This is a genomic window from Nonomuraea sp. NPDC049750 (assembly GCF_040659625.1).
Lineage (GTDB): Bacteria > Actinomycetota > Actinomycetes > Streptosporangiales > Streptosporangiaceae > Nonomuraea.
This window is the reverse complement of the sequence record NZ_JBFANB010000008.1, coordinates 109,218-126,995: the sequence shown is the minus strand read 5'-3', so window position 1 is coordinate 126,995 and position 17,778 is coordinate 109,218. Positions and strand designations below refer to the sequence as shown.

The following is a 17,778-nucleotide window of genomic DNA, read 5'->3' as shown; positions in this document are numbered from 1 at the left end:
TAGCGGCCGATGTCGCCATGCCCGGCCGTGGAAAGCTAGCTGGTCAGAAGGGGCAGGTGTCCATCCACTGGGTCACCAGTGAGGTGTTGGTCCGGTCGGCGTCACGCTGGGTGCCGCACAGGAACGGCGTGAAGCGGGTGTCGCTACGCAGCCAGCGGCTGAAGAACGACACGATCCACTTGCCCTGCTTGGCCTTGTTGCCGTTGCCGGTCATCGGGCAGAGGTGGTCGCCGGGAACCTCGATGTACAGCTTCTCGGCCTGGGTCATGCTGTTGTACCAGGGCTTGGCGTAGGTGTTGCCGGGCGCGGCCACATCGCTCGCGCAGGTCAGGAAGAACGTCGGCTTGTTGACGGCGGCGAAGTTGGGGCTCTGGTGGAAGGGGGCGAGGGGTACGCCCGCCTTGAACCGGCTGTCGTCACGCAGCGCCACCATCGTGCCGCCTCCGCCCATGGAGTGGCCGGACACGCCGAGGGTGCCGTTCAGCTTGCCCGTAAGGGGGTTGCCCGTGGCGTTGCCGAGGTTGAGCAGCTGGGTGCCGGCGGCCCTGATCTCCGTGCCGCGCTGGTCGGGGGTGTCGCTCAGGGTGTTGGTGTCGACGTTGATGACCACGAAGCCCCAGGACGCCAGGCGAGGGCCGAGCCAGCTCAGGTTCGCCTGCGTGCCCTGGTAGCCCGGCATCAGGACGATGCCCGGATACGAGCCACTGGCCGTCGGGTACGTGACGGTGCCGGCCTTGTAGCCGCTGGGGTTCGGAACCGTGTACGTCGCGGTGGCCAACGGTCCGTTGGTCGCCTCCAGCGACTGGATCGTCGGATCGGGGATGCCACCCCCCGGCGGCGTGGTGCCGCCCGATGTGCCGTAGACCTGGAACTCCCACAGGGAGTAGCCATAGGCGGTCCCCCGCGCCGTTCCGAGCAGCCGTACGTACCGGCCGCTACCGGCCACAGTGAGAGATTGCACCCCGCCCGTGCCGCTGGTGGTCGTGTAGACGGTGGTCCAGGCCGAACCGTCGGCGGAGGTCTGGATCTGGAAGGCCCGGCCGTAGGCGGCCTCCCAGTTCAGCACGACCTGGGTGATGGTGGCGGTGGCACCGAGGTCGACCCGTAACCCTTGGGGGTCGCTGAAGGCGCTGGCCCAGCGGGTGGCGGCATTGCCGTCCACTGCCGCCGAGGCCGGCGTGGTGGCCTTCTCGGTGGATGACGCGGTAGCCGGTTTGCCCTGCGACAGCAGCTCGGCGGCGGCGACCTGAGCGGTGGCGGCGGCCCGGGCCGTGACGGCGCCACCAGCGAGCGCGGTCGCCAGGGCGACGATCACCGCGACGCACGCCGCCGACCAGGAGGCGCGGCCCAGCGGTCGCCCGCCGGCTGGATTGAGGGGGAATCTCATGGTCTTACCTCTCCGGAACGAAGGCAGCGGGCATGGCTCCGCCGCCACGAGGACAGGACACGAGGCAGGAAAGGAACGCGGCTCTGAGCGGAGCCGGGGGTGGGGCTGTTCTTGGAGCACATCCATCGCGATGAATGGCGAGCTGATGCGGCGCGTCTGGACCATATGCGGCGATCTACGGCCGGGGAAGCGCTCTAACCGCTGAACGGAAGATAAAGACGTTTCTCTCCGCCTTGGCGGGAGACCTCGGCGAACTTCTTCCAGACGATGGAAGAGGCCCGCCATGGCGGCCGCCGCCCTCCTGGCGCTGGCGGGCCTCGCCCAGTCGCCACCGGCGGCCGGCGACAGCACTCCCCGCCCCTGAGCGGCTCGTACGGGCCCGAGCAGCGTGCCTGAGAGGCAATGGATGGATCACCACGTAGCCCCAGGGCCCGCAGTGCGGTTCGACCGGCACGACTGCTCCTGGCGCCTGCTCACCCTTCTCGCGATCTCGGTGAGCTGGCCGCACCGTCGGCCAGCCGGGCGTCAGCGCCTGCGGGCGGCGGGGTCGCGAGCTTGCTGCCAGCGGGCCAGGGCCTACGGCCCCCGGATACCCTCCAACAGGATGCAGGGGGCCTCATGATCGCTGAGAATGGTCGCTGAGATGTGAAGGTGCGGGCTGTTGCGCGGCTCGAGAGGCAACAGCAGGCGCCAGGCGCGGGAGCGGCGGGCCTGGTCGGTGGCGAAGAGGTAGACTCCGACCAGGACGGTGAGCACGGCGGCGATGGCGAGGCCAGCCACCGTGAGTTGAGACATCATCGGTCGGGTCCCTTCCGCGTTGAGGGCGCCCCAGGGGTGTCCGACGCCACGGCCGGTCGGAAGGAATGTCCACCGGCTTGAGCCGGTCGGAGACCACCACAGACCCGAGTGCGGCGAACCGCTTCGTCGCCGAGCACCGCGCCAAGCCATGGCCGCGAGCCGCGGTCGTAGGTCTGCGAAAGCCGCGACCCGTGGCAGGAGACCCGCCTCAGCGGATACCGCGGGTCCGGTACCCGCACGCCAGTGCAGCGATACTCAGGAAGGAGACGGCCAGGAGGTAGTACCCGGGCGACACCTGCGACCCGGTTCCCGAGATCAGCGCCGCGGCGATCGTGGGAGTGAAGCCACCGAACGCCGCGACCGCCGTGTTGTAGCTGAAGGACAGGCCGGTCGCGCGGGCGTCCACCGGGAACGCGTCGGCCATCACCGACGGCAGCGCGCCGAAGTAGGCGGCCTTCAGCAGGCCGAGGATTGTCATGCAGAGCGTCAGGGTGAGGAACGACGGCGCCGCGGTGAGCCAGACGAACAGCGGGACGACGCTCGCGCCGATCAGCACCGCGGCCGGGATCATGATCTTCAACCGGCCGAACCGGTCGGCCAGCAGGCCGACGACCGGAGTCGCGACGGTCAGGATGACACCGGTGATGAGCAGCGAGACGAACGACAGCGAATCGTTCAGGCCCAGCTCTTCGATTCCGAAAGTCGGCATGTACTGCAGGATGAAATTGAGCGCGGTCGAGATCACCAGCGCGCCACCGGCGATCAGCAGGCCGCCCCAGTGATGGCGGAACACCGACCGGATCGGCGAAGGTCTCTTCTCCGCCCTCTCCGGCAGCGTGATCGCGGGTGACTCCTCGATGTACCTGCGGATGTAGAGACCGACCGGGCCGACCAGCAGGCCGAATACGAACGGCACCCGCCAGCCCCAGGCTGTCATCTGCTCATTGGACAGCACCGCGGTCAGACCCGCGGCGAACCCGGCGGCCATCAAGGTCGAGAGCCCCTGGCTGGCGAACTGGAAGCTGCCGAGGAAGCCCTTGCGGCTGTCGTCCTGCTCGACCAGGAACGAGGTGGCGGCACCGAACTCGCCGCCGGCCGCGAATCCCTGGATCAGTCGCGCGACCACGATCCCCAGTGGCGCGACGAACCCGAGCGTCGCGTAGCCGGGCAAGACCGCGATCAGGAGAGTGCCGAGGACCATCATCCAGATGGTCAGCATCAGGGCCTTCTTGCGCCCGTGCCGGTCGGCGTACGCGCCGATGAACAGCCCTCCGAGGGGACGGATCAGGTACGTCACGCCGAACACCGCATAGGCCTGCACCAGCTGGACGCCCGGGGCGTCGTCGGGGAAGAACACCTTCCCGATGTAGGCCGCCATCATCGCGTAGACGGCGAGGTCGAACCACTCGAGCGCGTTACCGACGGTCGCCGCGGCGATCGCTCGTCTGGGGGATGATCCACGCCTCGCGGGTGCCGCCGGGCGGTTCGCGGGTTGAGGTGAATCGGTCGAGGCGACGGCCATCGGGGTCCTTCCGGTGGGTGCGCGGGCTGACGCTCGTCAGGCCTGGCGGCGGGCTGGGAGAGGGTGGTCGGCCGTGGGGTTGCCGAGAGCGTGGAACAGCGTGGCGGCCAGTACGACGCCCTCACGGGCGATCGCGGCCAGCATGTGCTCGTCGGGCGCGTGCTGCAGGCAGCCCGGGTACGAGTGCGGCAGCCACAGGGTCGGCAGGCCGAGGGCGTTGGTGAAGACGAAGTTGGGCAGGGAGCCGCCGATGTTCGGCAGCACGGCGACGGGCTTGCCGCCGGCCTGCTCCAGCGATCTCTTGGCCCACCGCACCCACGGGTCGTCGAGTGCCGTACGGCTGGCGGGGAAGTCGCCCAGGATGCTGACGTCGACCATCGGGTAACCGTGGGCGGCGAGATGCTCGGTGATGGCCTTCTCCACCCCGCTCACATCGGTCCCGGCCACGTACCGCAGCTGCAGGATCGCGCGGGCCCGGCCGGGGATCGCGTTGACGGGGTTGTCGATGTCGGCCGACCCGAGCGACAGGACCTCCACTGTGTTCCAGCCGTACAGCCGCTCGGCGGCGGTCAGTCCGGTGTCACCCCAGCCTTCGTCGGGAGGCGGGTCGCCGGGGCTGTTCGCGACGGTGACGCCGGCCAGCGCCTCGCGGACCGCGTCCGGGAGCTCCGGCGGCAGCAGAGCGGGCACTTGGATGCGCCCGTGCCCGTTGACGCAACTCGCGATCGCGCCGGCGAGGGTGGTGGCGGGGTTGCGGATGACGCCGCCCCAGTTGCCGGAGTGATACGAGCCGGGACGCAGGTCGACGTCGAAGAGGATTTGGACACCCCCGCGCGACCCGAGAAACAGCGTCGGCGTCGCCGCGTCCAGGCGCGGGCCGTCCGAGGCGATCAGCACATCCGCCCGCAGCGCCTCGCGGTGCGTGGCGGCGAACTCGGCCAGCCCGGGCGAGCCGATCTCCTCGCCGGTCTCGAACAGAAAGATCAGGTTGAACCCGAGCGACCCCTGCTGGGCGAGCAGCAGCCGCAGCGCCGCGAGGTTGATCAGGTGCTGCCCCTTGTTGTCGGCCGACCCGCGGCCGAACCAGCGGTCGCCGTCGGCGGTCAGCGTCCACGGGTCACGGCCGCCGCTCCACCGGCCAGCGTGGCCGTCCACCACATCGGCGTGGCCGTAGCAGAGGAGCGTCGGCAGCGAAGGAGACTCGACCCGGGTGCCTACCAGGAACGGGCCGTCGTCGGCGCAGGGGTTGGGGTACTCGGTCACGGAGCACCCGAGGTCGGCCAGCGCGGGTGTAAGGATCTCGTCGAGGTATGCCCTAACAGCAACACGACTCTCGGGTTTGGTGCTCACGGTGGGATAGGCGACCATCGCGGCTAGGTCGGCGAAGAAGGCGCCTGAGTCGACGTACTCCTCCGCCTGTTCGATGAGGTTCGCAGGGATCACAACCAGTTTCTCCTGGCAATCGGGGGCGCCGTGCTGTCAGCAGCGTAGGGCGGTTTCCCAGGCTGCGACCATTGCCGGTTGCGGCATCCAGCGTTCTATTATTGGCAAACCTGCGCCGCCATGCCGTCACTGGGAGATCCGATGCAACTCTTGCCCGTGGGCCTCTCGTACTTCCTCGAGGTCGCGCGGACAGGGTCGGTGACCGAGGCGGCCCGTTCGCTGACCGTCGCGCCGTCGGCGATCAGCAGGCAGATCACCAAGCTGGAGTCAGGGTGCGGGGTGTCCCTGTTCGTCCGGCATCCGCGTGGGATGACCCTGACCGAGGCCGGGTCCCGGCTCCTCGCCCATGCCCGCCGCAGCGAGGCCGAGTCCTCCGCTTTGGTGACCGAGTTGCGGACGGGACGCGGAGCCGATGCCCGCAACGTCACCGTGGCCTGTTCGGAGGGGTTCGGACGCCGGATCGTCCCGCGGGCGATGGCGGCCTTCCGGCGCGACCACCCCGACATGACGTTCCGGCTCGACGTCGTCCCTCGCCAGGAGGCGACCCGCCGGGTGGCCGAGGGGATCGCCGACGTCGCCGTCACCTACGCGATGGGACCACAGCACGATGTGCGGGTGGAGTGCGCCGTCGTGATCCCGCTGGTCGCGGTCGTCCCGCTCGGGCACGAGCTCGCCGGGCGGGATCGGGTCGGGCTGGCGGAGTTGTGCGAGTATCCCCTCGCCCTCGCCTCCCCCGGGACCAGCCAGCGCGAGCTCTTCGACATCGGTACGCAGATCGAGGGCCTGACGGTCCGCCCGGTGCTGGTCTGTGACTGGCTCGGCCCGCTGCACGAGTTCGTCCGCTGCTCGGGCGGCATCGCCCTCGTGGGAGATCTCGGCGACCTGCACCGGGACGTGCCGACCGAAGGGGTCTCCTACGTACGGCTCGACCACCCGGTGTTCCGCCAGCGGGAGGCGCAGGTGCAGACCGCTCTGGGCCGCCGGCTGCCCTGGTCGGTGACGCAATTCACGGGGATGCTGGTTTCGCTGCTGCGCCCGCCGGATCCGAGCGTGGCGCATCTTCTCTCCGCGTGGGAGACGATCACCCCCGCCCTCGACCCCAGCCAGGAGGGCCACGCCGATCAGCAGCAGTGTGAGACCGGTCGCGGCCACGATGGCGAGCGGCTTGAACCAGGGGCTGGCTGCGAGCCCAAGCGCGCCGGCGACCTGGGGTGCCGTTAACCGAAACCAGGTTTGCTCCGCGTTGTGCAGTGCCGACCGTACGATCCGAGTGACCCGCCCCGGAGAGGGCGGCTCGATCCGTTCGGCCCGGCACTGCTGGAGCAGTTCCCCGCCGACCCGGTCCGCTGCCGCATGGCGGCGTCTCCGTCAGATGGTGACGGCGAGTTTGCCGACGGTTCCGGTGGTGAAGTCGGCGATCGCGCGCGGCGTCTCGGCCAGCGGATAGGTGCGGGCGACCGGCACCCGAAGGCGTCCTTCGGCCGCGTCGGCGGCGAGCCGGGCGAGGGTGGCCGGGCTGGGGTCGGCCATCACCGCCGTGGCCTTGATGTCCCGGCCTGGCTCGTCGGGCAGATAGTGAAGGGTGGAGGCCAGCCGCCCACCGTTGGCCAGCAGGGCGGCGACGGCCGGGCCGTCGCCCGCCAGGTGCAGCGCGACATCCACCCCGTCCGGTGTGATCGCGCGTACCTGTGCCGGCAGGTCGGTGTGGTCGACGGCCCAGGTGGCACCCAGGCCGGTGACGAAGGCGGCTTCGGCTCCGGGCCGGGCGGTGGCGATCACCCGGGCGCCGCGGGCGGCGGCCAGTTGGACGGCGAACGCGCCGACGCCGCCGGTCGCACCTGAGATCAGGACGGTTTCCCCCGGTACCGGGGCGACGGCGTCGATGGCGTTGAGTGCGGCGGTGCCGGCCAGTCCCAGCACGCCCGCGCGGGTGTGGTCCAGCCCGTCGGGGATCTTGGCCAGGCCGTACTGCCGGCTCACCACCACGTACTCGGCGTAGCCGCCCTGTCCCAGGGTCGGACGCATGACCACGCCGAACACGTCCTCACCCGGCGCCAGGCCGGTCACGCCGTCGCCGACGGCCGCCACGGTGCCGGCGAAGTCCTTACCGAGCACGACGGGGAAGTCGTAGTCGTAGACGCCCTTGAGATAGCCGCCCAGCACGCCCAGGTCGAAGCCGTTGACCGAGGAGGCCAGCACCCGGACCAGCACTTCCCCGGGACCGGGCTCGGGTACGGGAAGGTCGGTGGCCGCCAGGTCGGCGCCGAAGTCGGTGAAAGCCATGGCACGCATAATGATCACTCCGTTTCTGTAGCAGATGATGCGGTGGCCTGCCGCCAGGAAGCGCGCAGGACGGCGCGGGCGACAGCCAGTTCGGCCTCGTCGCGGGGGGCGTACAGCATCACGATCGTGTCCGGCCACTCAGGACGACGGCTGATCGGATGCGGCTCGATCCACCCGGCCCGCTGCAGCGGCTCGATGAGCGGCACGGGCACGGTGAGATGGAGGAAGCCCGAGCGGTGAATGTGCCCGAACTCGTCGGGGCTGGGGTGCAGGAACGCCGCCCATGGCCCGGCGGGCTCATGCAGCCGCAGCGCCAGCGAGGCGGGCTCGGACACCTGGCTGGGGCCGGTGAACACGCCCGCCAGCGCCTGCGCGTCCGCCACCAGAGCGGCCCTGATGCGCGGCGGGGAGAACTGGTCGAGCTGGTCATGCGGGATCTCCCGGCCCGTGGTCTGCGGGCGAGGGCCGGATCGGGGTGGGGGATCGGTCAAGTCGATGCTCATCACAACAGCACTTTCTGTGCGCTGGTTACTTCTTGTGCGCTTCCCGAGTCTGGTCCACAATGCCGCCATGACGGAAGAAGGCACTTTGACCCCCGCAAGGCACACCGATGTGCGCGAAACGATCGGCGAGGACCACCCGACCTGCCAGCTGCGCGACATCCTCGACCGCGTCGGAGACAAATGGAGCGTCCTGGTGATGAACCTGCTCGGCAGCGGACCCAAGCGCTACTCCGAACTGCAGCGGGCCATCGAAGGCATCTCCCAACGGATGCTCACCCTCACCCTGCGCAGCCTGGAGCGCGACGGCCTGGTCGAGCGCACCGTCACCCCCACCTCGCCGCCCCGGGTGGACTACGCCCTCACCCCCGTCGGGCAGACGCTCTCGGCCCAGGTCTCCGGGCTCATCGCATGGGCCGAGCAGCACCGTGCATACGTAGCCGGCTCCCGCCTGCGCTACGACGCGTCGTGATCGCGCGGCTGACACCCCGCCGTCCTCAAGCCGCCGACAGCGCGAAGTCCCACCGGAGGGCTCGCGCTGCCGAGCCGGGCCGTAGGGCTCGGCGACGAAGAACCCTCCCGTCTTGGTGAACCGGCACGAATCGGCCGCCCTCACTGTGGCGTACGGTCGCGGGTGACATCGACTACTCGGAGGACCGGCAGGTTGATCGCGGTCAGGGAATTACACGAGATCGCGGAGTTCGAGGAACTGTTCGCGCTGTTCGACGGCATCTGGCGGTTCGACCAGGGCGGGCAGCCGATCACTGTCGAGCTGATGCGGGCGCTGTCGCACGCGGGCGGCTACGTCGCGGGCGCCTTCGACGGCGACCGGATGGCCGGCGGGTCCGTCGGGTTCCTCGCGGCGGGCAACGCGCTGCACTCCCACATCACCGGCGCCTCCGCCGGGCGCGGGATCGGGTTCGAGATCAAGCTGCACCAGCGCCGGTGGGCGCTGGAGCGCGAGCTGGGCCGGGTCACCTGGACCTACGATCCGCTGGTACGCCGCAACGCCCATTTCAACCTGGCCAAGCTGGGCGCCCGGCCGCGCGAATACCTGCCCGGCTTCTACGGCATCATGGACGACGAGATCAACCAGGGCGACGAGTCCGACCGGATACTGGCCGTCTGGGAGCTGTCCGCGCCGCATGTCGAGGCCCTGGCCAGGCGCGAGCCGTGGCCGGTCCACGTGCCGGGCGACGCGGTGGTGGGCCTGGCCGACGACGGGGGCCGGCCGGTGCCGGGCCGTACGGACGCCGCGGTGGTGCTGGTGGCCGCGCCTGCGGACATCGAGGGGTTGCGCCGAGCCGACCCGGGAACGGCCAAGGCATGGCGTCATGCCATGCGGGACGTCCTGGGCGGCCTGATCGCCGAAGGCCGCGTCGTCACCGGGTTCCATCAGAAGTCCTTTTACGTAGTGGAGAAAGCGTGAAGATCACCGGAGTTGAGCTGCGGCGGATCGCGATGCCGCTGGTGGCGCCGTTCCGCACCTCGTTCGGCACCGAGACGGCCCGTGACGTGCTGCTGGTGCGGGTCGTGACGCCCGACGCCGAGGGCTGGGGCGAGTGCGTGGCCATGTCGGAGCCGCTCTACTCTCCCGAGTACGTCGACGGCGCCGCCGAGGTGATCCGGCGCTTCCTGCTGCCCGCCCTGCCCCGCACCCTCGAGGCGAACGCCGTCGGCCGCGCCCTGGAGCCGATCAAGGGCCACCGGATGGCCAAGGCCGCCCTGGAGACGGCCGTACTGGACGCCCAGCTCAGGGCATCGGGCGAGTCGTTCGGCCGGTTCCTCGGCGCGGCCCGTGACCGGGTGCCGTGCGGGGTCTCCGTCGGCATCATGGACTCGATTCCGCAACTGCTCGACGCCGTCGAGGGCTACCTCGACGAGGGATACGTGCGGATCAAGCTGAAGATCGAGCCCGGCTGGGACGTGGAGCCGGTCAGGGCGGTGCGCGAGCGGTTCGGCGACGACGTTCTCCTCCAGGTCGACGCGAACGCCGCCTACACCCTCGTGGACGCCCGCCAGCTGGCCAAGCTGGACGACTTCGGCCTGCTGCTCATCGAGCAGCCCCTGGCCAACGACGACTTCGTCCAGCACGCCAAGCTCGCCAAGCAGTTGCGGACGCCGATCTGCCTGGACGAGTCGATCGAGTCGGTCGAGCACGCCGCCGCCGCGATCGCCCTGGGCTCCTGCTCGATCGTCAACGTCAAGCCCGGCCGCATCGGCGGCTACCTGGAGGCCCGCCGCATCCACGACCTGTGCCGGGCGAACGGGATCGCGGTGTGGTGCGGCGGCATGCTGGAGACCGGGCTCGGCCGGGCCGCGAACGTGGCGCTGGCCGCGCTGCCCGGGTTCACGCTGCCGGGCGACACCTCGGCCTCGCGCCGCTACTTCGCCACCGACATCACCGAGCCGTTCGAACTGAGCGACGGCCACCTGGCGGTGCCGACCGGGCCGGGGCTGGGCGTCACGCCCATTCCGGCCGTGCTCGACGAGGTCACCACCGCCACCGAGTGGATCACTCTCTGAGCCCTCCGGTCAGCCCTCGGGTGAGCTCTCAGGCGAGCTGTCGAGTGAGCTCTCGGATGAGCTCACTCAGGCGAGCTCTCAAGCGAGCCGGGGCACTGCCTCCAGGAGGGCGCGCGTGTAGTCGTGGGCGGGCTCGCCGACCACCCGCTCCGTGGGCCCGGACTCGACGACGCGGCCCTGGTGCATGACCGCGACGACGTCGGAGACGTACCGGACGACCGCCAGGTTGTGCGAGATGAACAGCATCGACAGGCCCAGCTCGTCGCGGAGCGAGCGCACCAGGTTGAGCACCGCGCCCTGGACGGACACGTCGAGCGCGCTGGTGATCTCGTCGGCGACCAGCAGGTCGGGCGCCGCGCCGAGCGCCCTGGCGACGGCGACCCGCTGCCGCTGGCCGCCGGACAGCTCACGCGGGTAGCGCCCGGCCAGGTCGGCGGGGAGCGAGACGAGCCCCAGCAGCCGCTCCACCTCGGCCCGCCGCCCCGCCCGGTCGCGTCCGTGGGCGAAGATCCCCGCACGCCGCCTCACACGGTCGGATCCGTCACCGACGGCTCCCGCCTGGCGGCCGTCGGCGACGGCCCCCGCCCGGCGAGCGCGGTCCGCCCGTACCCCCTCCCCCACCGACTCGCCGACCGTCATGCGCGGGTCCAGGGAGGCGTACGGGTCCTGGAAGACCATCTGGACGTTGCGCGCCCCGTCGATCCGGCCCGTGTACGGCACCAGGCCGCTCACCGCCCTGGCCAGCGACGACTTGCCCGACCCCGACTCGCCGACGAGCCCGACGATCCGGCCAGGGGGGATCTCCAGCGTGACCCGGTCGACCGCGGTGAACGCGCCGAAGCGCACGGTCAGGTCTTCGATGATCATTTGACCTCCCAGCAGGCCACGCGGCCCGCCTCGCCGTACGGGATGAGCGGGGGACGTTCGGCGGCGCAGCGGGCGGTCGCCAGGGCGCACCGGTCCGCGAAGGCGCAGCCGGGGCCCACGTCCGAGGGGGCGGGCTGGCGGCCGGGGATGCTCGCGAGCGGTTTGTCCCGGTCGGTGGCCATGTCGGGCAGGGAGGCGATGAGCGCCCGCGTGTACGGGTGCGCGGCCTCGACGGCCAGCCGGCGGACGGGCAGCTCCTCGACGACCCGGCCCGCGTACATGACCATGACCCGGTCGCACAGCTCGCCCACCACGGCGATGTCGTGCGTGATGAACAGCGCGGCCGCGCCGCTCTCCTCGGTGACCTCGCGCAGCAGCCGCAGGATCTGCCGTTGCACGGTCACGTCGAGCGCCGTGGTCGGCTCGTCGGCGATGATCAGCCGCGGCGTGGCCATGAGGCCCATCGCGATCACCACGCGCTGCCGCATGCCGCCGGACAGCTCGTGCGGGTGCTGCCGGGCGCGCGCGGCCGGGTCGGGCAGGTGGACGTGCCCGAGCCGGTCCACGGCCCGCCGGTTCGCCTCGGCCCGCCCGGCGCCCTGGTGCACCCTCGCCACCTCGGCCAGCTGCCCGCCCACCCGCAGCGCCGGGTTGAGCGAGGCCATCGGGTCCTGGAACACCATGGCCAGCGTCGTGCCGAGCTCCTTGCCCGACAGCGTGGCGATGTCCCAGCCGCCGAGCAGCAGCCGCCCGTAGGCGACCCTGCCCGGGTAGGGGACGAGCCCGCCGATCGCGGCGGCGGTCAAGCTCTTGCCGCTGCCCGACTCCCCCACCAGACCGACGATCTCGCCAGGGGCGATGGTCAGCGACAGCCCGCGCACGGGTGTCACACCGCCGGGGAACGCGACGGTCAGGTCCCTGACCTCCAGCACCGCGCCGGGGTCCGGCTCGCCGGGATCGGCCTGTACGGCCGCGTCCGACGCCTTCCCAGCCGCGGCGGTACGGGCGGCGGCCTTGGCCATGGCGTCGCCCAGTAGGTTGAACCCGATGCCGGCCAGCGCGATGGCCGCCGCCGGGCCGAGGGCGACCTCGGGCGTGACATAGATGCGGGCGAACCCGTCGAACAGCAGCCTGCCCCAGTCGAACGACGGCGGCTGCACCCCCAGGCCGAGGAACGACATCCCGGCCAGGCCGAGCAGGGCGCCACCGAGCGCCTGGGCGAGCTGCAGGATGAGCGGCTCGGCGATGTTCGGCAGCACGTGCCCGGTCAGGATCCGGCGGCGGGACACGCCGAGCATGCGGGCGGCCGACACGTAGTCGGACCCGGCGACGGTCGCGGCCAGCGTCTGGGTGAGCCGGGCGAATCCGGGCGCGATGGCCACCCCGATGCCCAGGACCGCGCCGCGGGCGCCCAGCCCGGAGACGACCGCCGTGAACATGGCCAGCAACAACCCGGGGAAGGCGACCAGGGCGTTGACCAATCCGGTGATCAGCCGGGCGGGCCGGCCCGGCAGCACGGACGGGAGGGCGCCGAGCACGATCCCGGCCAGACCGCCGATGAGCGTGGCGGCCAGCGCCAGCGCCAGGGAGAACCGGCCGGCCACGAGCACCCTGGCGAGCAGGTCGCGGCCCAGGCTGTCGGTGCCGAGCGGATGGGCGGCGGACGCGCCCTGGAGGATGGCCGCCGCGTCGATGCGCTCGGCGCTCGCGCCCCAGATGGGCGGCCCGACGACGGCCAGCACGATCATGGCCGCGACCAGCACGGCTCCGGCGACCGCCGCGGGCGTGCGCGGCAGGCGAGGCTTCACTCATGCCTCCCTGATCTTGGAGGTGGGGTCGAGCGCGGCCAGGGCCAGGTCGACGGCGAGGTTCACGACGAGCACGATCGCGCCGTAGACGAGGATGACGCCCTGGGCGACCGGATAGTCCTTCTGCGTGATCGACTCGACGATCTTCAGGCCGAGCCCGGGCCAGGCGAAGACGTACTCGACCAGCACGCTGCCCGCGATCAGCGCCGAGAGCAGCAGGCCGCCCAGGGTGAGGGTGGCGGTGAGCGTGTTGGGCAGCACGTGCCTGAGGTAGAGGCGGGCGGCGGGCAGGCGTTTGGCGCGCGCCAGCCGCACGTAGTCAGTGCCCAGCTCGCGCAGCGTCTCCGCGCGGGAGATGCGGGCGATCATCGCGATCGGGCCGATCGCCAGGGCGAGGACCGGCAGCACGTACGAGGCGGCGCCCGCCTTGCCCGCGGGCGGGAACGCGCCGAGGCCGATGGCGAAGACGGTCACCAGCGCGATCGAGTACAGGAACTCGGGCACGGCGACGGCGGTGCCCGTCACGGTGGTGAAAGCGTACTCGGTGCCACGATTGCGGCCGTTCTCGGTGCGGACGGCCGCCCACATGCCGAGCGGCACCGCCACCAGCAGCGCCACCACGGTCGCCAGCAGGGCCAGGGCCAGGGTGTTGGGGAGCCGGGCGGCGACGATCTCGACGACCGGCTCGCCCGACAGGAACGAGGTCCCGAAATTTCCGGTCAACACGTGGCCTGTGTACGTGAGGAACTGCTCGGGGATCGACCGGTCGAGCCCCAGCGCCGCCGTACGCGCCCGGACGAGCTCGATCGGCGCGGCCGGCCCCAGCGACGCCCGTACCGGATCACCCGGAATGAGGTGGATCATCGCGAAGGACGCGACGAGCAGCGCGGCGAGCGAGACGGCGAACCGCACGACCTGCCGCACCACCCACCGCGACCCGCGTGACCGCACCCGACGCGAGCCGGGCCCGGTTGTGTGGAGCTCGCGCACTCAGCGTCTTCCGCTCTCTGTGTTTACGTGAGTAAAACGGACATCAGCGTAGCCTCGTCGCCTGCTGGCCGAGGCCGGGAGGCGATCTGGTGGAAGCCGATGCCGCGTCCGTCCGGCGAGCCGGACGGACCGTTGAGAGCCGCGTTGTCGGGGCCTGACTCCGCATTCCTGGAGGGAGTGCGGCTCTTGGGCCGCCGCCCCGCCGGACGCTGTCCCGTTGGTGCGGACACCAATGGGGGCGGGGACCGGGCGCCAGTCAGGCACCCGGCTGTGACTGAACATTACCATCTGATTACCTTCAGTCGCGGTCGATCCGAAAACCCAATCACAGTTCTTCTGGCAACCACCGGCTGGCATAGGAAGCGCCGACAACAGTTCTTACCCTCCCCGCGTGAGGCGGATCGAGGTCGGCACGAGGTCCCCGGCCATGATGCGGAACGTGCCGCCCTTGCCGGCGGCCAGGACGGTGTTCTCCACGACGGGGACCAGGTCGGCGTTCTCGAACAGCGCCGACTCGGCCTCCAGCCACAGCTTGCAGCCTTCGGCCGCCGGCTTTCCCGAGGCTTTCGTGATGAGCGAGGTGTAGCGGGAGTTGGTCAGGTGGGCGAAGTTGGCGCCCTTGGGCGCGGCCGGTCCCGACAGGAAGCCGACGAGCTGGCTCGGCAGGGTGACGGCGATCGGCAGCCAGATGGCGTCCCAGTCCTGGGTGACGTTGAGCGACTCGGCCAGCTTGGCGTCGATGATGCCGTTCAGCTTCACTTCGACGCCGGCCTTCTTCCAGGCGGCGCCCAGGTACTCGGCCGCCGCCTGTACCCCGGATCCCCTGGTGGTGGGGTAGACGAAGCGCAGCGTCAGCCGCTTGCCGTCCTTGACCCTGACGCCATCGGCACCCGCTCGCCATCCCGCCGCGTCCAGGGCGGCGGCGGCCGCGGCCGGGTCGTTGGCGGGCACGTGCCCGGTGACCGTGTCGCCCTGGCAGGGCCGCGGCTCGAGGACGAGTCCGGTGGCGGGCCGGCCGGTGCCGCTGGCGGCGATCCCGGACAGCTCCTTGAGGTTGACGGCCTGGGTGAGCGCCTTGCGTACGGCCGGGTCGTGGGCGGGCCGGTCGTCGCCCTGGTGGTAGAAGAACTGGCCGTTCCCGAAGGGCAGGACGTTCTTGACGACTCCCGGGGTGGCCGCCACGCGGGCGCGGTCGGGGCCGTAGAAGGTGGCCCCGTTGAGCGTGCCGGCGAGGAGCAGGTTGGCGGCGGTCTGCTCGTTGGGCACGACCTTCAGCGTGACCGTCTCGGGCAGGTCCTTGGCCGTGGTCCCGCCGGGACCCCAGACGTACTCCCTGCGGACCTTGAAGGTGTAGTGGTCGCCCGAGACCGACTCGGTGAGCCGGTAGGGGCCGGAGCCGGAGGTGCCGTGGGCGAGCGCCGAGCGGTCCTTGACGCCCTTGCCGCACACGATGAACATCTGCTGGGTGCTCTCCAGGATGAAGCTGAAGGGCTCGGGCGTGGACAGGGTCACGGTGCCCGCCGCGTCGTCCGCCTTGGCCTTCATCCCGGTGGGCACGAGAACGCCGTAGATGGGCGACTTGGTGGCGGGGTCGGCGATGTGGTTGACGTTCTCGGCCACGTCGGAGGGGGTGAGCTTGGCGCCGTCGGAACAGGTCGCGTCCTTGCGCAGGGTGAAGGTCACCGAGTCGGGCTTGACCTGCCACTTCTCGGCGAGTCCCGGGACGATCCGGCCGTCGGCGCCGACGCCGACGAGGGTGTCGTACGCGAACGCGAGCACCTGGTTGGTGACCGACAGCACGCCCATGGCGGGGTCGAGCACGCCGGGGTCGGCGCTGATGGCGAAGGAGAACGTGCCGCCGGTGACCGGCGCGCCCGTCCCCGAGCCGGTGCCTGTTTCTGTGCCCGCGGTGCCGCCGCAGGCCGCGGCGAGCAGGGCCAGCGCGACGAGCGCGGCTGGTTTTCTCATGTGGGGCGCTCCTGGGGAGTGGGATCTGAGGCACCACCCTGGTCGCTGACCGTAGATCGTTCTTCGTGCGCTGTAACGAAAAGCGCGGCAGGCGTGGTGCTATCGCCCGAAAATGCGCATCTGGAGCATGACGGTGAGCCGGGCGTCGGCGTCGGACAGGTCCAGCCCGCTGATCTCGGTGAGCCGCTTGAGCCGGTACCGGAAGGTGTTGGCGTGTACGTGGACCCTGGCCGAGGCGGCGTTGACGTCGCCGAACGCGTCGAGGTAGGCCCGCAGCGTGGCGACCAGGTCGCTGCCGTGCTCGGCGTCGTGGTCGAGCAGCCGCTGGTAGGGGCCGGTCGGCGCCTGGTCCTCCGCCGCCGCCACGTCGGCGACCTGGAGCAGCAGCGACTCGAAGTGCACGGCGGTGTAGCCGGCGACCTGGCCCGTCGCGCCACGGGCGAGCAGCACGCGCAGCGCCCGGTCGGCGTCCGCGCGGGACCTGGCGACGTGGGCGAGGCTGGCGGCCAGGCGGCCGACGCCGATGCTGGCCGAGTGCCGCGGCCCGACCCTGGCCAGGAAGCTCTCCGCCACGCGTACGGCCCGCGCCTCCTCCTCACCACCCGCCTGCAGCGGCAGCACGGCGTAGGCCACCGAGCCGACGAGCGCGGCGGCTGCCTTGGGGTGGATGGCGCCGACGTGCAGCGCGAGCGCGTCGGCGAAGCGCTGCCGGTCGCTCTCGGCGCGCGCCGGGTCGTCGGCGGCGGGGTGCGCGAGCTGCGCGGCGAGCACGCACAGCCGGGCGGTGGCGATGCCGAGCCGCGCGGCGGCCTCGGGCGCGTCGGCGCCGCCCGCGAGCACGGTGGACAGCAGGTCGCTACGGAGCCGCCGCTGGGTGTCGGCGCCGGCCCGCTCGCGCAGCAACTGCAGAGCGACGATCTTGGCCGCGTCGGCGAGCGCGCGCTGCCGCTGGGGCGTGAGCGGCTCGCGGACGGCGGCCCAGATGGAGCCGAGGATCTCATCACCCGTCCGCACGGCGACGGCCGCCCGCTTGATGCTGCCGTCGTCGAGTTCGAGGTAGACGGGCTCCTGGCTCTGGTAGAGCAGCTTGAAGAAGCCGTTCTCGTCGAGCATCCGCTGGTAGCGCTCGGGCACCTGGCGGCCGAGCACGGTGGCGATCCGGCCCTGGTCGGCCTCGTCCTGCCGTTCGGAGTAGGCCAGCACCCGCGCGGACCTGTCCTCGATCGTGACGGGCGCGTCGAGCAGCGCGCAGACCGCGTTGGCCAGCGAGAACAGGTCGCCCTGCGGCTCCTCCCCCGGCTCGGTCAGGTCCCCCTCCGCCAGCAGGGAGCGCAGCAGGGCGGCGACCTGGGCCCAGGAGGCGGCCCTGGTGAGTCCGAGCACGGCCACGCCGGTCTCCAGCACGGTCGCGCGTACCTGCTCGTCGGCGTCCACGGGCAGCTTGACCACCACGCCGGCCGCCGCCGGGGCCCGCGTGAGCAGCGAGCAGATCTCCGCCGGGCCCTGCACGCCGACCGCCAGCAGGATGCCGCCCGGCGGGACGATCAGCTCGTCGAGCGGATCGAAGATGTGCACCCCGGTCACCTCGGCGTCGAGGTCGCCCGGCGAGGCGGCCACGTCGATCACGGTGCTGCCGAGGTCGTTCAGGATCCGTCCTAGGCTGGCGCGCGGGCGGTCGTTCATCCA

At 71.4% G+C, this 17,778-nt stretch carries 15 protein-coding genes; 4 read left to right on the top strand and 11 right to left on the bottom strand.

Annotation, left to right across the window (positions count from 1 at the left end):
- Nucleotides 1-43: 43 nt before the first annotated feature.
- From AB0J16_RS22665 to AB0J16_RS22650, 4 genes are all read right to left on the bottom strand, one after another.
- On the bottom strand, nucleotides 44-1,387 hold the full coding sequence (locus AB0J16_RS22665) for a discoidin domain-containing protein (RefSeq protein ID WP_358542551.1): 1,344 nt from the start codon (nucleotides 1,385-1,387) through the stop codon (nucleotides 44-46).
- A 576-nt stretch (nucleotides 1,388-1,963) separates the two neighbouring features.
- Nucleotides 1,964-2,185 (bottom strand): hypothetical protein, encoded by a 222-nt coding sequence (locus AB0J16_RS22660; RefSeq protein WP_358542548.1) that lies wholly within the window; start codon nucleotides 2,183-2,185, stop codon nucleotides 1,964-1,966.
- A gap of 208 nt (nucleotides 2,186-2,393) precedes the next feature.
- Nucleotides 2,394-3,707 (bottom strand): MFS transporter, encoded by a 1,314-nt coding sequence (locus AB0J16_RS22655; RefSeq protein WP_358542545.1) that lies wholly within the window; start codon nucleotides 3,705-3,707, stop codon nucleotides 2,394-2,396.
- 36 nt (nucleotides 3,708-3,743) lie between these two features.
- Nucleotides 3,744-5,150: a M20 family metallopeptidase gene (locus tag AB0J16_RS22650; RefSeq protein ID WP_358542542.1), complete on the bottom strand. Its 1,407-nt coding sequence runs from the start codon at nucleotides 5,148-5,150 to the stop codon at nucleotides 3,744-3,746.
- Between the two features lie 141 nt (nucleotides 5,151-5,291).
- Between AB0J16_RS22650 and AB0J16_RS22645 the strand changes: the two genes are divergently transcribed.
- A complete protein-coding gene (locus tag AB0J16_RS22645; RefSeq protein WP_358542539.1) occupies nucleotides 5,292-6,371 on the top strand; it encodes a LysR family transcriptional regulator in 1,080 nt (359 codons plus the stop codon).
- Nucleotides 6,372-6,518: 147 nt separating this feature from the next.
- On the opposite strand, the gene AB0J16_RS22640 is transcribed toward AB0J16_RS22645, so the two are convergent.
- A complete protein-coding gene (locus AB0J16_RS22640; RefSeq protein WP_358542537.1) occupies nucleotides 6,519-7,433 on the bottom strand; it encodes an NADP-dependent oxidoreductase in 915 nt (304 codons plus the stop codon).
- 14 nt (nucleotides 7,434-7,447) lie between these two features.
- Nucleotides 7,448-7,936 (bottom strand): luciferase family protein, encoded by a 489-nt coding sequence (locus AB0J16_RS22635; protein WP_358542534.1) that lies wholly within the window; start codon nucleotides 7,934-7,936, stop codon nucleotides 7,448-7,450.
- 67 nt (nucleotides 7,937-8,003) lie between these two features.
- Between AB0J16_RS22635 and AB0J16_RS22630 the strand changes: the two genes are divergently transcribed.
- The 3 genes from AB0J16_RS22630 (at nucleotide 8,004) to menC (ending at nucleotide 10,459) form a co-directional block, all read left to right on the top strand.
- Nucleotides 8,004-8,405, top strand: a complete 402-nt coding sequence (locus tag AB0J16_RS22630) for a helix-turn-helix domain-containing protein (RefSeq protein WP_358542531.1) — start codon at nucleotides 8,004-8,006, stop codon at nucleotides 8,403-8,405.
- A 192-nt stretch (nucleotides 8,406-8,597) separates the two neighbouring features.
- A complete protein-coding gene (locus AB0J16_RS22625) occupies nucleotides 8,598-9,362 on the top strand; it encodes a GNAT family N-acetyltransferase (protein WP_358542529.1) in 765 nt (254 codons plus the stop codon).
- On the top strand, nucleotides 9,359-10,459 hold the full coding sequence (gene menC / locus AB0J16_RS22620; protein WP_358542527.1) for an o-succinylbenzoate synthase: 1,101 nt from the start codon (nucleotides 9,359-9,361) through the stop codon (nucleotides 10,457-10,459). Before AB0J16_RS22625 ends, menC begins: the two co-directional genes overlap by 4 nt.
- A gap of 78 nt (nucleotides 10,460-10,537) precedes the next feature.
- On the opposite strand, the gene AB0J16_RS22615 is transcribed toward menC, so the two are convergent.
- The 5 genes from AB0J16_RS22615 to AB0J16_RS22595 form a co-directional block, all read right to left on the bottom strand.
- Complete coding sequence (locus AB0J16_RS22615) at nucleotides 10,538-11,326, bottom strand: ATP-binding cassette domain-containing protein (RefSeq protein WP_358542524.1); 789 nt, start codon at nucleotides 11,324-11,326, stop codon at nucleotides 10,538-10,540.
- Nucleotides 11,323-13,134 carry a dipeptide/oligopeptide/nickel ABC transporter permease/ATP-binding protein gene (locus AB0J16_RS22610; RefSeq protein ID WP_358542522.1) on the bottom strand — a complete coding sequence of 604 codons (1,812 nt, stop codon included), beginning with the start codon at nucleotides 13,132-13,134 and terminating at the stop codon, nucleotides 11,323-11,325. The genes AB0J16_RS22615 and AB0J16_RS22610 overlap by 4 nt, the downstream gene beginning before the upstream one ends.
- Complete coding sequence (locus tag AB0J16_RS22605) at nucleotides 13,135-14,058, bottom strand: ABC transporter permease (RefSeq protein WP_358542519.1); 924 nt, start codon at nucleotides 14,056-14,058, stop codon at nucleotides 13,135-13,137.
- A 444-nt stretch (nucleotides 14,059-14,502) separates the two neighbouring features.
- Nucleotides 14,503-16,092 (bottom strand): ABC transporter substrate-binding protein, encoded by a 1,590-nt coding sequence (locus AB0J16_RS22600; RefSeq protein ID WP_358542517.1) that lies wholly within the window; start codon nucleotides 16,090-16,092, stop codon nucleotides 14,503-14,505.
- Nucleotides 16,093-16,191: 99 nt separating this feature from the next.
- Nucleotides 16,192-17,775, bottom strand: a complete 1,584-nt coding sequence (locus AB0J16_RS22595) for a helix-turn-helix domain-containing protein (protein ID WP_358542514.1) — start codon at nucleotides 17,773-17,775, stop codon at nucleotides 16,192-16,194.
- Nucleotides 17,776-17,778: the final 3 nt, after the last annotated feature.

What these genes read in the sequence shown, in the direction of transcription:
- AB0J16_RS22660 (WP_358542548.1), bottom strand. Translation starts at nt 2,185, where the DNA reads ATGATGTCTCAACTCACGGTGGCTGGCCTCGCCATCGCCGCCGTGCTC.
- AB0J16_RS22655 (WP_358542545.1), bottom strand. Translation starts at nt 3,707, where the DNA reads ATGGCCGTCGCCTCGACCGATTCACCTCAACCCGCGAACCGCCCGGCG.
- AB0J16_RS22665 (WP_358542551.1), bottom strand. Translation starts at nt 1,387, where the DNA reads ATGAGATTCCCCCTCAATCCAGCCGGCGGGCGACCGCTGGGCCGCGCC.
- AB0J16_RS22645 (WP_358542539.1), top strand. Translation starts at nt 5,292, where the DNA reads ATGCAACTCTTGCCCGTGGGCCTCTCGTACTTCCTCGAGGTCGCGCGG.
- AB0J16_RS22595 (WP_358542514.1), bottom strand. Translation starts at nt 17,775, where the DNA reads ATGAACGACCGCCCGCGCGCCAGCCTAGGACGGATCCTGAACGACCTC.
- AB0J16_RS22635 (WP_358542534.1), bottom strand. Translation starts at nt 7,936, where the DNA reads ATGAGCATCGACTTGACCGATCCCCCACCCCGATCCGGCCCTCGCCCG.
- AB0J16_RS22600 (WP_358542517.1), bottom strand. Translation starts at nt 16,092, where the DNA reads ATGAGAAAACCAGCCGCGCTCGTCGCGCTGGCCCTGCTCGCCGCGGCC.
- AB0J16_RS22630 (WP_358542531.1), top strand. Translation starts at nt 8,004, where the DNA reads ATGACGGAAGAAGGCACTTTGACCCCCGCAAGGCACACCGATGTGCGC.
- AB0J16_RS22640 (WP_358542537.1), bottom strand. Translation starts at nt 7,433, where the DNA reads ATGGCTTTCACCGACTTCGGCGCCGACCTGGCGGCCACCGACCTTCCC.
- AB0J16_RS22615 (WP_358542524.1), bottom strand. Translation starts at nt 11,326, where the DNA reads ATGATCATCGAAGACCTGACCGTGCGCTTCGGCGCGTTCACCGCGGTC.